A 14,665-nucleotide genomic window follows, 5' to 3' on the forward strand; every position below is an offset into this window, starting at 1 on the left:
ACAATTTCATAAAAATTAACTATTTACCCTATATTTTTAGGGGGTATAAATAAAGATTATATAGATTTGAAACGAACTAACTACACAAAATACATCATTATGAAAAAAATTCTCACTCTAACACTACTTGCTATGTCTGTAGTTTTAACAGCTCAAGAAACAGAAGAGATTAAAGAAAAATCTTTTACAATAAGCGGAAGCGTTGACGCGTATTACCAAACTTACCTCACCGCTTCTGACGATTCTGGACAAACATTTGGAACCGCATTCGCTGGACAAACAGGATTTGCCTTAGGCATGGGAAATATAATCGCTAACTACGAAAGTGGTAAAGTAGGCGCTGTACTTGACCTGGTTACAGGACCAAGAGGTGGTGATGCCACATTTAGCAACGACATTGTTGATGGCATTGTAAACCAAGCCTATGCTTATTGGAACGTTTCTGAAACTACAACATTAACATTCGGACGTTTTAATACGTTTTTAGGGTACGAAGTTATTGCTCCAGCAGCAAACTTTAACTACAGCACATCTTATTTATTCTCTAACGGTCCTTTTTCTCATGTTGGCTTAAAAGCAGATTTTGCATTATCTGATGACTTTAGCCTAATGCTTGCCGTTATGAATCCTTGGGACACCAACGACACGTCGACAACTGGCGAATATTCATTTGGCGCTCAATTAGGGTACAAAGGACAATACTTAAACCTATATTATGATAGTGGTGCTAATTCTGGCTTAGGATTTGAAGTCGATTATACTGGCGGATTTGATGTGTCTGACAATTTTTTCTTAGGAATCAATGCGGCTTACCAAACCACTTCTTATGTTTTTGATGATAATGGAGATGTATTAAATGATGATTTTAAAAACGGATTCTATGGAGCTGCTTTATATCCACAGTACACATTATCTGAAGATTTTGCTCTTGGCTTAAGAGGCGAGTTTTTTGGATACCATGCTGAAGAAGGGGAAGACTTACCAAGCGTAATCGGCGCAACCTTAACAGGTAGCTACACCGTAGACAGTAATTTAATCATTAAACCAGAAATCAGGTTAGACTCTTGGAGTAATAACGACGCAGCATATTTTGATGCTGACGGTGAAGACGCAAGCAGCTTAGCTGCATTTACTCTAGCTGCCATCTACTCATTCTAAAAAACCAAACACTAACTAACACTTTTTATTATGATACATAATTTTTTAACAATACTACCAACCCTTACAACAGTGCAAGATGCTGCACAACCTTCTGAAGTCGAAGCTGCTGTTGCCGCTATAAACAGTGACATGGGAATGCTCTGGATGCTAATCTCTGCTATCTTAGTATTCTTTATGCAAGCTGGATTTACACTAGTTGAAACTGGTATGACCCGCTCCAAGAACGCCGCCAATATCGCAATGAAAAATTTACTTGACATTTGCGTTGGCTCATTAACTTACTGGTTTGTTGGCTATTCTTTAATGTATGGTGACACTTCAAACGGATGGTTTTTCTGGAGTGGCCTAATGCAAGGAGAAGGAGCTGACTTATTATTCCAAACGATGTTTGCCGCTACAGCCGCGACCATTGTATCTGGAGCTATTGCTGGTAGAACAAAATACTCTACTTATGCTATATTTTCAATCGTAATGACTGCGTTAATCTACCCTATTGCTGGTGGATGGCAATGGCAAGGATCTGGTTGGTTAACCGAACTCGGATTTATTGACTTTGCAGGATCTTCAATTGTACACTCTGTTGGAGGATGGGCCGCTTTAGTTGCCGCCTATATGGTAGGACCAAGAATAGGAAAATATGTTGACGGAAAAGTAATGCCAATCCCAGGCCACAACCAAGTACTGGCAACTTTAGGTGTTTTTATCCTATGGTTAGGATGGTTTGGATTTAACGGAGGTTCTCAATTAGCCTGGGGAGGTGACGATTCTATTGCAGCTTCTAATGTTATTTTAATAACAAACTTAGCAGCAGCAGCCGGAGGTTTAGGCGCACTAATAACGACATGGATCTGGTACGGAAAACCAAATCTACCACAAACTTTAAACGGAGCATTAGCCGGTTTAGTAAGTATTACTGCTGGTTGCGGAAACATGTCTACATTAGGCGCGCTTTTAGCTGGTTTAATTGGTGGTATTATTGTCGTATTCTCGATAGAAATAATTGAGAAAAAACTTAAAATTGATGACGCTATTGGAGCTGCTTCTGTTCACGGTGTTGCCGGAGTTTGGGGAACACTTGTTATTGGCCTTTGGGGAATTGATGGTGAAACAGGAATAGGCCTATTCAACGGCGGAGGATTTACACAATTAGGCGCTCAAGCTACAGGTGTTTTAGCTTACGGCGTATGGTCTGTTGTGCTATCATTCATCATTCTAAAAATATTAAAATCTACAATGGGTCTTCGTGTTAGTGAAGAAGAAGAACTTGTTGGACTTGACCTTTCCGAACATGGTGAAATTGCTTATCCAGGAAAAAGAGAACGCTAATCAACTTGCTGTATTCTTTCACATAAGTTTAAATTGATAATTAATTTAGTTGTTAGAATGAAAACCCTCGAAGCCTAACCTTCGGGGGTTTTTGCTTTAATACAGCTTTATATAATTGCATAAAAAATCCTCAAAAGCTCAACACCTCTGAGGATTTATAATATTCTAAACTAGTTGTTTTTTTTATGCTGAATTACGACTCGCGTTTATATTACCAAACAAAGAACGTGTTACCATCTTTTCAAAGATTTTAATCTGCTCTTCATCTCGTACCTCAGCTTTTTCAAGCTCTTGAATTTTCTTTAAAGCATATTGCTGAATCGTTAATAACGGCAACACAATAGACTCTCTTACTGCAATTGATGCTTTTCCAGAAGGCTCTTCTTGCATCAATTCCTTATAACCCGTAAGTTTTAAAATCAAACGTTTTGAAACTTCATATTCTTTATAAATTACATTCCAAAATTCACCGTATTCTTCATCTTCAGACATATAACGTGTTAAGTCGAAAAAAGACTTAGACAGAGACATCATACTATTTTCAATTAAAGTTTTGAAGAACGCAGATGTTTTAAACAAATGCTGTGCTTTATCAAACTCACCAATATCTTCATAATGCTTCAATGCTGTACCAACTCCAAAGAAGCCTGGCACATTTTGTTTCAATTGACTCCAAGATCCTACAAAAGGAATCGCTCTTAAATCTTCAAAAACCAAACCTTCCGATTTACCTCTTTTAGACGGGCGACTACCAATATTTGTTTTCGCATAATATTTAAGCGTACTCATATGCTCTAAATACGAAATAAATTTAGGATGCGCTTTAAAATTCGCATACGCCTCATAACTGCGATTCGCCAAGTCCGTCATAACCTCCCTGTTTTCTGGCTGCATACTTAAATCGGCATCACTTAAACTGTTACCAATACCAGAACTAATCAATTGCTCTAAATTATATTGTGCAGATTCTAAAGTTCCAAAATTAGAACTTATAGTCTGACCTTGTATTGTTAATTGTACTTCCTCATCTTCTATTGTCGGCCCTAAAGACGCATAAAAATTATGTGTTTTTCCACCACCACGTGCCGGCGGCCCACCACGTCCATCAAAGAAAATTACTTTGACACCATGTTCTCTAGACACTCTGGTTAAATTTTCCTTAGCTTGGTAAATTGCCCAGTTTGCCATTAAATAACCACCATCTTTGGTACCATCACTAAACCCAAGCATAATAGTTTGCCTATTACCTCTTGCTTTTAAATGCTTCGCGTAATCAGGGTTAGAATACAACTCCTCCATCACTTTTGGAGCATTCTCTAAATCGGTAATAGTTTCAAATAATGGCCCAATATCAACAGTTAAATCGTCTTGAAATGCCACTAATTTTAACATCGCAAACAATTGCATGACATGCAAAGTCGATTGGTTATTACTAATTATATAACGGTTTGCAGCTTGCTCCCCATTGGTTTCTTGAATGGTTTTTATAGCCTTAATCGTCTCTAAAGCCATTAAAGTTTCTTCATCTTTTATTAAAGATAAATCTACAGAACCTTCAACTTTAGATAAAATTTTAATTTGTTCATGTTCTGGTAATTCGTGATAATTTTTAGGAAAGATGTCACTTCCATTTTCAAGCAACGCATTCACCATATCATTAAAAAACTGCTCGTGTTTTCGGCTGTCTTGTCTGATATCTAAATTCGCAAAATGAAATCCAAATAAATGAGTTTTATTAATCAAACTATTCAACTCATCAACATATAAAGACTGATGCTTATCGATAATAATTTGCTTCACCGCTTTTAATTCTGAAACGAAAGTCTTCAAAGTTAAATCAGAAGCTTCATTTGTAATGATACTATAAAGCTCACGCTCTAAATTACCCATACGATCTTCGACTCCTTGAAACGTTAACTTCCGCTTTAATTGTCTTACGTTTCTATAATAATTTTTAATAATTGAAAGTCGTAATCTATCAGCAACCTTCAGCGTAATTTCTGGTGTTACAAAAGGATTTCCATCTCTATCTCCTCCTGGCCAAAAACCTATATTAATAATATTGTTTTCTATTTGTTCACCATCGAATATATTCTGTTGAATGTAATCGTATATACCTCCAAAGGACTTATAAAATACATTCTCTAAATACCAGATTAAACTCACTGCTTCATCAAAAGGAGATGGTTTTTCGTGCTTAAAAAATGGTGTTTTTCCTAATTGCGCCAATAAATCATTAATTCTTAATAAATCATTTTCGCGAATAGCCTCGGTTAAATCTGTAATAATTCCTAAAACAGAACCAGGATAAAACTGTGTTGGATGGGCTGTTAGAACAATTCGCACTTTAAATTCTTCTAAATATTTACGAAGGGTCTCCAACTTATTATCAGCAGAAACCGTTTCTTTTAAACTTCGCAAGGTTCCGATACCATCCATATTATTTACAATAGGAAAAGCAGCATCTTCAATAGCATCGAATAAAACGACCTGTCTTTCGATATATTGAATAAATCGAAATAACAGATTCACCTGACTCTCAGAAGAGCGTCTGGCTTGGTATTTTTTAAAAAAAGTATTAACGATTGTTGTAGGATCTTCTTTATTTTCAAATCCTTTATGGCAAGTTTCGTGAAACAAAGGCAAAAGCGCTCCTGTTTTTGTAACCGCATCAAAAGGTAAGGTCATAAATATACTATTGTATATCTGATACTTGGACAATACATTTTGATTGAATCGTGTTAATTTTGGTTGTGTGGACATTATCTTAAATTATATTATTGTAGACTGCCCTAAATGGATATTCTTAAAATTGAGATTAGTATCTTTTGGATTGTAAATAAAATCTTCAACAAAGTCACCAACATTAGAGGTCGTCACTGTATTTACCACCGAATTTATATCTGGTGTTGTAATGTTTAATTTTAACGATTTTTCTACAGCTAACCTAATTAATTCGGCTTCATTATGTAATTCAAAATGACTCAACAACATAGCAGCCGATAAAATTGACGCAATCGGATTCGCAATACCTTTATTGGCCGCCTGAGGGTATGAACCATGAATAGGTTCAAACATCGCATATTTATCTCCAACTGAAGCTGAAGCTAACAATCCTATAGAACCTCCGATAACACTAGCTTCATCACTAATAATATCACCAAACATATTCTCTGTTAAAATCACATCGAACTGTTTTGGGTTTAAAATCATTTGCATTGCTGCATTATCTACAAACAAAAAGTCGAGTGTAACATCTGGATATTGCTCCGCAACCTCTTTAACTACACGTCTCCAAAGTCGAGATGTTTCTAACACATTAGCCTTATCTACCAAAGTCACTTTATGATTTCTATGTTCAGCAGCAACAAATGCCAAATGTGCAATACGCTCTATTTCTTCACGTGAATAACTACATAAATCTGAAGCATAATCACCATCTTTTGACGTCTGTTTTTCACCAAAATAAATACCACCAGTCAATTCTCTATAAATAGAAATATCTGTCCCCTGAATGATATGCTTCTTTAGCGGAGATTTATCTAGCAATGTTTTATAAGCTTTTACTGGCCTAATATTAGCATACAATCCCAACTCTTTGCGCAATTTCAGCAAGCCTTGTTCTGGTCGTACTTTTGCAGAAGGATTATTATCATATTTAGGATCACCAATAGCTCCAAATAAAATGGCATCACTTTTTTTACAAAGTTCTAATGTTTCCTCTGGCAAAGCATCATTATGCTTATCAATGGCAACAGCACCCACATCTGCTGTTGTAAATTTAAAATTGTGATTAAACTCTGAAGCAATCGCCTTCAAAGCTTTTACAGCTTGATTCGTTACTTCTGGACCAATACCATCACCTGGTAAAATTGCTATATTTAATTTCATCGAAGAAAAATCAATTCCCGAATTAACGAAAATCTTATTTAGTTATTAATATATTTTTTGAGCTTCAAAAGCTTCAATTTGTTCTTTATTATTAATCAAATAGTCAATATCATCATAACCATTGATCATACATGTTTTCTTGTAGGCATCGATTTCAAAATTTTCGGATAATTCTGAATCTTTTACTGAGATGGTCTGTTTTTCGAGATCAACCACTAATTCTGTCTCTGGATTGGACACGATTTCCTGCATTAAGTCACTCAAAAAAGCTGGCGAAACCTGTACTGGCAACAAGCCATTATTTAAGGCATTTCCTTTAAATATATCAGCAAAAAAACTAGATACCACAACTTTAAATCCAAAATCTGTTATAGCCCAAGCGGCATGCTCTCTACTCGATCCGCAGCCAAAATTATCTCCAGCAACTAAAATACTTCCTGAGTATTTTGAATCATTTAACACAAAATCCGTATTAATTGTTCCGTCTTTGTGATATCTCCAATCTCTAAATACATTGTTTCCAAACCCTTCTCTATCTGTTGCTTTTAAAAAACGAGCAGGTATAATTTGATCCGTATCTACATTCTCTATATGTAATGGAATGGCTCTTGATTGTAATGTTGTAAACTTTTCCATAGTAACGCCCACGAAAGTGGGTATCTTCTTTTAATTCATTTTAAATACCTACAAGTTTTTTGAAACCTTGCAGGATCATATCAATTCAATTGCTTTGAAATATCTATAATTTTACCTTCTACAGCTGTTGCTGCAGCGACCAAAGGACTTGCCAAAATCGTTCTTGAACCTTGTCCTTGGCGACCTTCAAAATTTCTATTAGAAGTTGATACACAATATTCTCCTTGAGGAATCTTATCATCGTTCATTGCTAAACATGCCGAACAACCAGGTTGACGCAATTCAAAACCTGCATCATCAAAAATGGCTTTTAGACCTTCCTCTATAATCTGTGTTTCAACTTGCTTACTTCCTGGCACTAACCAAGCCGTAACATTAGCGGCTTTTTTCTTGCCTTTTATATAATTGGCTGCGACTCTAAAATCTTCAATTCTAGAATTGGTACAACTTCCTATAAACACAAAATTGATGGGCTTATTAATTAAGCTTTCTCCAGCTTCAAAATTCATATAAGCTAAAGATTTTTTAAACGATGGATTTTCATCTACAGGAATCGTTTCAGAAATTTTAATTCCCATTCCCGGATTCGTTCCATAGGTAATCATTGGCTCAATATCTTCTGCATCGAAGCTGTATTCTTTATCAAATTTAGCATCGCTGTCTGTTGGCAAGGTTTTCCAATAAGCCACTTTCTTATCAAATTCCTCCCCTTTTGGCGCAAATTCTCTACCTTTTACGTATTCAAAGGTCGTTTCATCTGGAGCAATCATACCTCCTCTTGCGCCCATTTCGATACTCATGTTACAGACCGTCATTCGACCTTCCATACTCATCTCTTCAAACACGTTTCCGGCATATTCACAGAAATAGCCTGTCCCAGAATTGGTTCCTAATTTTGAAATGATATACAGAATGACATCTTTAGGTAAAACTCCATTTTTCAACTTACCATTAACGGTCACTCTTAAACTTTTTGGTTTTGTAAGCAACAAGCATTGGCTCGCAAATACTTGCGCTACCTGACTTGTCCCGATGCCAAAAGCAATGGCCCCAAACGCACCATGTGTAGACGTATGACTATCTCCGCAGACCATGGTTAAACCTGGTTGTGTCACCCCTAACTCTGGAGCCATTACATGCACAATACCGTTATATTTATGCCCTAATTCGTATAGTGTTATATTGTTTTTTTTACAATTTTCAGATAATTGCTCCAATTGCTTTCTAGACAAGGCATCTTTTATCGGTTGATCTTGATGTAATGTTGGAGTATTATGATCTGCTGTAGCTACAATCTGATTGGGTCTAAAAACAGGAATACCACGTTCTTTTAACTCGTTAAAAGCCTGCGGACTTGTTACTTCATGTATTAAATGTTTATCTATATATAATATTTGTGGCCCATTTTCTATAGTACTGACCACATGCGAATCCCAAACTTTATCAAATAATGTTTTACCCATCTATCTTATGCTGAAATTATTTGTTGATACACATTGCTCGTTTCGATAATTTGATGAATATCATTATCATTGATTTCTTTCTTTCGATCTGCAAAACTCAAAAAGTTTGCATACACATCATCTAACTGCAACTTCGTAAGTTCGTAACCTACATTTTTTGCTCTGTAAGCTAAGGCCGCTCTTCCACTTCTTGCGGTTAACACAATAGCCGACTCCGTAACACCAACATCTTTAGGATCGATAATCTCGTAAGTTGCTCTATTTTTTATCACACCATCTTGGTGAATCCCAGAACTATGCGCAAAAGCATTTGCTCCAACAATCGCTTTGTTTGGCTGCGTATAAATCCCCATACTATCGCTAACCAACTGGCTCATTCCGAATAGCATTGATGTATTAATATTTGTATCTAAATTAAGATAAGGATGCTGCTTCAACACCATCACTACTTCTTCTAAAGCTGTGTTTCCTGCACGTTCACCAATACCGTTGATCGTACATTCAATTTGACGTGCTCCGTTAATGACACCTTCAATAGAATTTGCTGTTGCTAAGCCTAAATCATTATGACAATGACAAGACAGAATAGCCTTTTCAATACCTTTTACATTTTCTTTTAAGTATTTTATTTTTGCACCATATTCACTTGGCAAACAATACCCCGTTGTATCCGGAATATTCAATACTGTTGCACCTGCCCTAATAGCAGCTTCACATACACGAGCTAAATATTCGTTATCTGTTCGACCGGCATCTTCAGCATAAAACTCAACATCTTCAACAAATGATTTTGCATATTTTACCGCTTCAAAAGCACGCTCAATAATCGCCTCTCTGTTTGATTTGAATTTATGAAGGATATGTGAATCTGAAGTTCCTATTCCTGTATGAATCCTTGGCTTTTTAGCATACTTTAAAGATTCTGCCGCTACTTTTATATCATTTTCTACGGCTCTAGTTAATCCACAAACAGTCGCATTTTTAACAATTTTTGAAATCGCTTCTACCGATTTAAAATCACCTGGACTGGAGACCGGAAATCCTGCCTCAATCACATCCACCCCAAGTTGATCTAACTGTTCTGCAATGACTACTTTTTGTTCTGAGTTGAGTTTACAACCCGGAACTTGCTCTCCATCGCGAAGTGTTGTATCGAAGATTTGTATCTTGTTATTTGACATATATCAAAATATATTTTATAGTATTGTCTAACGAATGTATGTTTTGATTTAGATTTAAACATTATTGATATAGTTAGTTTACGATGTTCAGTCGCCAAAATATACTTTAAATAACTGATTTACAGATTCATAAATCTATTTTCTATTGATAACTAAAGACCAAAAAGATAATTTATTTTCACTTGTAAAGTCCTTAACAAAATCCGAAAAACGGCAATTTAAACTTTACGTAGGGAGACTTGGAGTAAATTCAGATTCTAAATTCTTGAATTTATTCAATCTTTTGGACAAAGCTAAAACCTATAATGAAGTTTTTATTTTAAAAAGTGGCATTGTAAAAAAGCAACAACTTGCCAATGTCAAAGCGCATTTATATAAGCAAATTTTAATCAGTCTTAAGCTCAATCCATCACATCAAAATGTACGTTCACAAATTAGAGAACAACTCGATTTTGCTTCTATTTTGTACCACAAAGGCTTATATAAACAAAGCTTAAAAATTTTAGATAAGGCCAAGGAGCTCGCAATTATTAACGAAGAAAAAAATTCAGCTTTTGAGATTGTAGAACTTGAAAAATTAATTGAATCTCAATACATTACACGAAGTATAAATACTCGAGCAGATGAGTTAGCTGTACAAGCCAAAGAACTGAGTTCTCTTAATCTTATTGCCAGCAAACTCTCCAATTTATCACTGCAACTCTATAGCACCATTCTAAAAACAGGCTATATAAGAAATGAAGAAGAAGCCAATATGGTTATTAATTATTTCAACAAAAGCCTTCCAAAAGTTAAAATCGAAAAATTAGGATTTAGAGAAAAATTGTGGCTATATAAAGCTAATTTATGGCAAAGCTTTTTGCTTCAAGATTTTTTGAATTGTTACAAATACGCTTCAAAATGGGTGGATTTATTTTATCAAAACCCAAATATGATTAATCTGAACCCCGTGTTCTTTTTAAAAGGCAATAATTACCTCCTAGAAGCCTTATTTTTCATTGGTAACAAGTCAAAATTTTTAGAAAAATTCTCTGAGTTTGAAGCGACTGTTCAAAAATCGACATTTCCAACCGATGAAAATGTAGCTACTCTTGTTTTTTTATACACCAATTTCCACAGCATTAATCAACACTTTATTGATGGTAGTTTTGAAGACGGACTTCATCTAATTCCAAAAATTGAAAACGACTTAATTCCGTTTAATGACAGAATTGACCCTCACCATAAAATGGTTTTTTATTATAAGTTTGCGAGTTTACAATTTGGAGCCGGCAACAACAAAGCTTGTATAAAATACTTAGATAAAATTATCTCTAACAAAACACTTTCGATGCGCGAAGATTTACTCTGTTTTTCGAGAGTTCTAAACCTTGTAGCGCATTATGAAGCTGGACTAGATTACCATTTAGAAACCCTTTTACGAAGTACATACAAGTTTTTAATTAAGATGAATGACCTGCATGAAGTGCAAAAAGAAATGATAAAATTCATTAGAGGACTTCAGGATATTTATCCACACGATCTTAAAAATGCATTTAAAGAATTACACAAAACACTAAAGACTTTTGAAGACCATCCGTACGAACGACGCGCCTTTTTATATCTCGATATTATTTCTTGGCTAGAAAGCAAAATTGAAAACAAACCTGTTAGCGAAATCATCCAAATTAAGTATTTAGCAAAGAAAAGTTCGTAATTCTACGAAATTCATAAAAAACTCACAAAATCTACAAATAATTTGGATTTCTAATTTTTGTGTTGCAATATTTGTGCTCACAAAGTTCAAACACTTACTGAAATGTTATCAAGAAAGGTGGAGGGAATGACCCTATGAAGCCTTAGCAACCCTTAGATTTACTAAGAAGGTGCTAAATTCTACTTAATTATCCGATTCATTAATCGGAAAATTGGATAGATAACTCAAGACTAATTACTCATCTGTAATTAGCATTTTCTTTATAATATTTTTCTATTAAGTACGCTTCTAACGAGGCTTATTTGGCTTTTGGTTTAATCATTTATTAACTCAAAAACTTAGAAAAATGAGTACACAAAAATTTGCAACACAAGCGTTGCACGCAGGTCACGACGTCAGTCAAACTTCAGGAACAAGAGCTGTTCCTATTTACCAAACATCATCGTATGTCTTTAATGATTCAGATGATGCAGCCGGACGATTTAACCTTTCTGTTCCTGGCTTTATTTACACACGTTTAAACAATCCAACAAACGACATTTTAGAGCAGCGATTAGCAGCGCTAGAAGGAGGAATTGCAGCAGTGGCTACGGCTTCTGGAACCTCAGCAATTGCAACAACTTTACTAACACTTTTAAGAGCAGGAGACCACATTGTGGCGTCGAGTAGTTTGTATGGAGGCACCTACAATTTATTAAGCGTCACCCTACCAAGACATGGTATTACCACAACATTTGTTGATGCGTCAAATCCGGAAGAATTTAAAAAAGCAGCACAAGAAAACACAAGAGCCTTTTTTGTAGAATCTTTAGGAAATCCAAAATTAGATGTTTTAGATCTTGAAGCCATTTCAAAAGGAGCGAAAGCCCATAAAGTGCCCTTAATTGTAGATAATACCGTGGCTACACCTTATTTGTTAAATCCAATAGAATATGGTGCTAACATCGTTATTCATTCGCTAACCAAATATATCACTGGAAACGGAACATCACTAGGAGGTATTATTATTGATGCCGGAACATTTGATTGGACTAACGGAAAATTCCCAGAATTTACAGAGCCATCTGCAGGTTACCATGGTTTAGTCTATAGCGAAGCCATAGGAGCAGCTGCATTTATAGCAAAAATTAGAATTGAAGGTTTACGAGATTATGGTGGAGCCTTAAGTCCATTTAACGCCTTTCAAATTATTCAAGGTTTAGAAACTTTAGAACTACGTATTCTAAAACATAGTGAAAACGCTCTTGAATTAGCAACATGGCTAGAGTCTCAACCTGAAGTTAAATGGGTGAATTACCCAGGATTAAAATCTAGCAAGTACAATGCGTTAGCTAAAAAGTATTTACCAAAAGGCCAAAGTGGCGTCGTCACTTTTGGAGTGGATGGTGGTTACGAAGCGGCAAAAACCATTGCTGATACAACGAAACTATTCTCATTATTAGCCAATATTGGAGACACAAAATCACTTATCATTCATCCTGCAAGTACAACGCATCAGCAATTAAGTGATGAAGCGCAAGAAACTACAGGTGTTACTAAAGATTTAATTCGTTTGTCTGTTGGTATTGAAAATATAGAAGATTTAAAAAACGATTTAAAAGAAGCTTTTGCTGTTGTTAAACAGAAAAAAGCCCTTCAAAATTAAATTTAAATTGTGAAGTAAAATGGATGTCTTTAATTGTAAAGACATCTGTTTTATAGTATTCAATACTAAAAAGACAAAAATATGAGTGATTTAAAATTCTCCGTTGTAGGAGACAGTACTTCTGCAACCCAATTTATAGGAAAAACAAGACAATTTACTTTAGTTGTAGATGAACCGGAAGCTTTAGGTGGCACCGATGAAGATGCCAATCCCGTAGAATACATTTTAGCAGGCTTTGCTGGTTGTGCCAATGTTGTTGGACATTTGGTAGCTAAGGAATTAGGTTTTACAATTAAAAATTTAAAGATTGAAGTGACGGGTGAATTAAATCCTGATCGATTTTTAGGTACGTCTACCAAAGAACGCGCAGGCTTTAAAACCATTAATCTCAACCTTATTCCAGAGACCGATGCCAGTATTGAAGTTTTAACGCAATGGCTTCAGATTGTTGAAGAACGTTGTCCTGTAAAAGATAATTTACAGAACAAGACACCTTTAAAAATTTCCGTAGAAAAAGAATATACAGCTATATAAATATTTGTAATGGCACATTTACACTACATAACCCTAAATAATTACGTTACTGAAAGTGGTAAGACAATCAATCCTAAATTGTCTTACCAAACTTTTGGTAAAGCATTACATTCTGCACCCATAATTTTAGTCAACCACGCCCTTACCGGAAACTCAAATGTGGTTGGAGAAGACGGCTGGTGGAATGATATTATTGGAGACGACAAATGTATTGACACTAATGATTATACGATTTTAGCGTTTAATATTCTTGGCAATGGCTACGATAATATTGCAGAAAACTGCATTGAAAATTACAAAGACTTTACAGCAAGAGATATTGCCAAACTATTTGCTTTAGCCATAGAGCAATTAGAAATTGAAAATTTATTTGCCGTTATAGGAGGCTCTGTTGGTGGCGGAATTGCATGGGAATTAGCCGCATTAAAACCCCAATTAATTCAACATTTAATTCCTATTGCGACCGACTGGAAATCCACGGATTGGGTCATTGCGAATTGCCATATTCAAGATGCGATATTGAATAACTCGTCACAACCTTTAGTCGATGCTAGAATGCACGCCATGACCTTGTATCGTACACCAGAATCGTTAACACAAAAATTTGATCGCACTAAGAAAAACGATGCCCTTTATAATATTGAATCTTGGTTGAGTTATCATGGAAATGCACTAGACAATCGATTTCAGTTGGCTGCCTATAAACTGATGAATCAGATTTTGCGTACTATTGATATTACAAGAAACAGAACTGATTTTTTAGAAGTCGCTTCAAAAATTGAAAGCGATATTCATATCATCACCATTAATTCTGATTTGTTTTTTAAAGCGGATGAAAACTGGAATACCTATGTGGATTTAAAAGGAGTGAAAGACAACGTTAATATTCATGAAATTAAATCCGTGCATGGCCACGATGCTTTTTTAATAGAATTTGACCAATTAGCACGCTTTTTGAAACCTATTTTTTCGACGGCATTGAAATCAAAGGAAAAATTAGTACAGCAAGTTGCGTAGAACATACTTACATTTTATTAATATAAAGCCAAACGACCTGTTTGGCTTTTTTACGTTATAATTTTAGCTAAAATTAAAGTATGAGCGTTAATATTATTAGCAATAACGACAATTG

General features: G+C 35.3%; 11 protein-coding genes and 1 riboswitch. Of the genes, 6 read left to right on the top strand and 5 right to left on the bottom strand.

Annotated elements, in window-relative coordinates; genetic code table 11:
* The first annotated feature begins 99 nt into the window (after positions 1-99).
* Together VDP25_RS00130 and VDP25_RS00135 are read left to right on the top strand one after the other, a co-directional pair.
* On the top strand, positions 100-1,158 hold the full coding sequence (locus VDP25_RS00130) for an outer membrane beta-barrel protein (protein WP_334465245.1): 1,059 nt from the start codon (positions 100-102) through the stop codon (positions 1,156-1,158).
* A gap of 30 nt (positions 1,159-1,188) precedes the next feature.
* Positions 1,189-2,487 carry an ammonium transporter gene (locus VDP25_RS00135; protein WP_418636624.1) on the top strand — a complete coding sequence of 433 codons (1,299 nt, stop codon included), beginning with the start codon at positions 1,189-1,191 and terminating at the stop codon, positions 2,485-2,487.
* 183 nt (positions 2,488-2,670) lie between these two features.
* Here VDP25_RS00135 and VDP25_RS00140 read toward each other — a convergent pair whose 3' ends face one another.
* From VDP25_RS00140 to VDP25_RS00160, 5 genes are all read right to left on the bottom strand, one after another.
* Positions 2,671-5,250 carry a phosphoenolpyruvate carboxylase gene (locus VDP25_RS00140; RefSeq protein ID WP_334465249.1) on the bottom strand — a complete coding sequence of 860 codons (2,580 nt, stop codon included), beginning with the start codon at positions 5,248-5,250 and terminating at the stop codon, positions 2,671-2,673.
* A gap of 9 nt (positions 5,251-5,259) precedes the next feature.
* A complete protein-coding gene (leuB, locus tag VDP25_RS00145; protein ID WP_334465251.1) occupies positions 5,260-6,378 on the bottom strand; it encodes a 3-isopropylmalate dehydrogenase in 1,119 nt (372 codons plus the stop codon).
* Positions 6,379-6,423: 45 nt separating this feature from the next.
* Positions 6,424-7,014 carry a 3-isopropylmalate dehydratase small subunit gene (leuD, locus tag VDP25_RS00150; protein WP_334465252.1) on the bottom strand — a complete coding sequence of 197 codons (591 nt, stop codon included), beginning with the start codon at positions 7,012-7,014 and terminating at the stop codon, positions 6,424-6,426.
* Positions 7,015-7,094: 80 nt separating this feature from the next.
* Positions 7,095-8,477, bottom strand: a complete 1,383-nt coding sequence (gene leuC, locus VDP25_RS00155; RefSeq protein ID WP_334465255.1) for a 3-isopropylmalate dehydratase large subunit — start codon at positions 8,475-8,477, stop codon at positions 7,095-7,097.
* Positions 8,478-8,482: 5 nt separating this feature from the next.
* Positions 8,483-9,658 (bottom strand): 2-isopropylmalate synthase, encoded by a 1,176-nt coding sequence (locus tag VDP25_RS00160; protein WP_334465258.1) that lies wholly within the window; start codon positions 9,656-9,658, stop codon positions 8,483-8,485.
* Between the two features lie 148 nt (positions 9,659-9,806).
* Here VDP25_RS00160 and VDP25_RS00165 point away from each other — a divergent pair, with 148 nt between their 5' ends.
* From VDP25_RS00165 to VDP25_RS00180, 4 genes are all read left to right on the top strand, one after another.
* On the top strand, positions 9,807-11,354 hold the full coding sequence (locus tag VDP25_RS00165; RefSeq protein ID WP_334466079.1) for a hypothetical protein: 1,548 nt from the start codon (positions 9,807-9,809) through the stop codon (positions 11,352-11,354).
* 102 nt (positions 11,355-11,456) lie between these two features.
* Positions 11,457-11,580: riboswitch (SAM riboswitch) on the top strand.
* Positions 11,581-11,700: 120 nt separating this feature from the next.
* Positions 11,701-12,999, top strand: a complete 1,299-nt coding sequence (locus VDP25_RS00170) for an O-acetylhomoserine aminocarboxypropyltransferase/cysteine synthase family protein (RefSeq protein ID WP_334465261.1) — start codon at positions 11,701-11,703, stop codon at positions 12,997-12,999.
* 81 nt (positions 13,000-13,080) lie between these two features.
* Complete coding sequence (locus VDP25_RS00175) at positions 13,081-13,533, top strand: OsmC family protein (RefSeq protein ID WP_334465264.1); 453 nt, start codon at positions 13,081-13,083, stop codon at positions 13,531-13,533.
* A gap of 9 nt (positions 13,534-13,542) precedes the next feature.
* Positions 13,543-14,550, top strand: a complete 1,008-nt coding sequence (locus VDP25_RS00180) for an alpha/beta fold hydrolase (RefSeq protein ID WP_334465265.1) — start codon at positions 13,543-13,545, stop codon at positions 14,548-14,550.
* The last annotated feature ends 115 nt before the right edge of the window (positions 14,551-14,665 follow it).

Source organism: Winogradskyella sp. ECml5-4 (assembly GCF_036903175.1).
GTDB classification, from domain to species: domain Bacteria; phylum Bacteroidota; class Bacteroidia; order Flavobacteriales; family Flavobacteriaceae; genus Winogradskyella; species Winogradskyella damuponensis.

Excerpts from the sequence above, each read along its gene's own strand:
- VDP25_RS00180 (WP_334465265.1), top strand. The coding sequence starts at position 13,543 with ATGGCACATTTACACTACATAACCCTAAATAATTACGTTACTGAAAGT.
- VDP25_RS00130 (WP_334465245.1), top strand. The coding sequence starts at position 100 with ATGAAAAAAATTCTCACTCTAACACTACTTGCTATGTCTGTAGTTTTA.
- leuB (WP_334465251.1), bottom strand. The coding sequence starts at position 6,378 with ATGAAATTAAATATAGCAATTTTACCAGGTGATGGTATTGGTCCAGAA.
- VDP25_RS00135 (WP_418636624.1), top strand. The coding sequence starts at position 1,189 with ATGATACATAATTTTTTAACAATACTACCAACCCTTACAACAGTGCAA.
- VDP25_RS00175 (WP_334465264.1), top strand. The coding sequence starts at position 13,081 with ATGAGTGATTTAAAATTCTCCGTTGTAGGAGACAGTACTTCTGCAACC.
- VDP25_RS00140 (WP_334465249.1), bottom strand. The coding sequence starts at position 5,250 with ATGTCCACACAACCAAAATTAACACGATTCAATCAAAATGTATTGTCC.
- leuC (WP_334465255.1), bottom strand. The coding sequence starts at position 8,477 with ATGGGTAAAACATTATTTGATAAAGTTTGGGATTCGCATGTGGTCAGT.
- VDP25_RS00160 (WP_334465258.1), bottom strand. The coding sequence starts at position 9,658 with ATGTCAAATAACAAGATACAAATCTTCGATACAACACTTCGCGATGGA.
- leuD (WP_334465252.1), bottom strand. The coding sequence starts at position 7,014 with ATGGAAAAGTTTACAACATTACAATCAAGAGCCATTCCATTACATATA.
- VDP25_RS00170 (WP_334465261.1), top strand. The coding sequence starts at position 11,701 with ATGAGTACACAAAAATTTGCAACACAAGCGTTGCACGCAGGTCACGAC.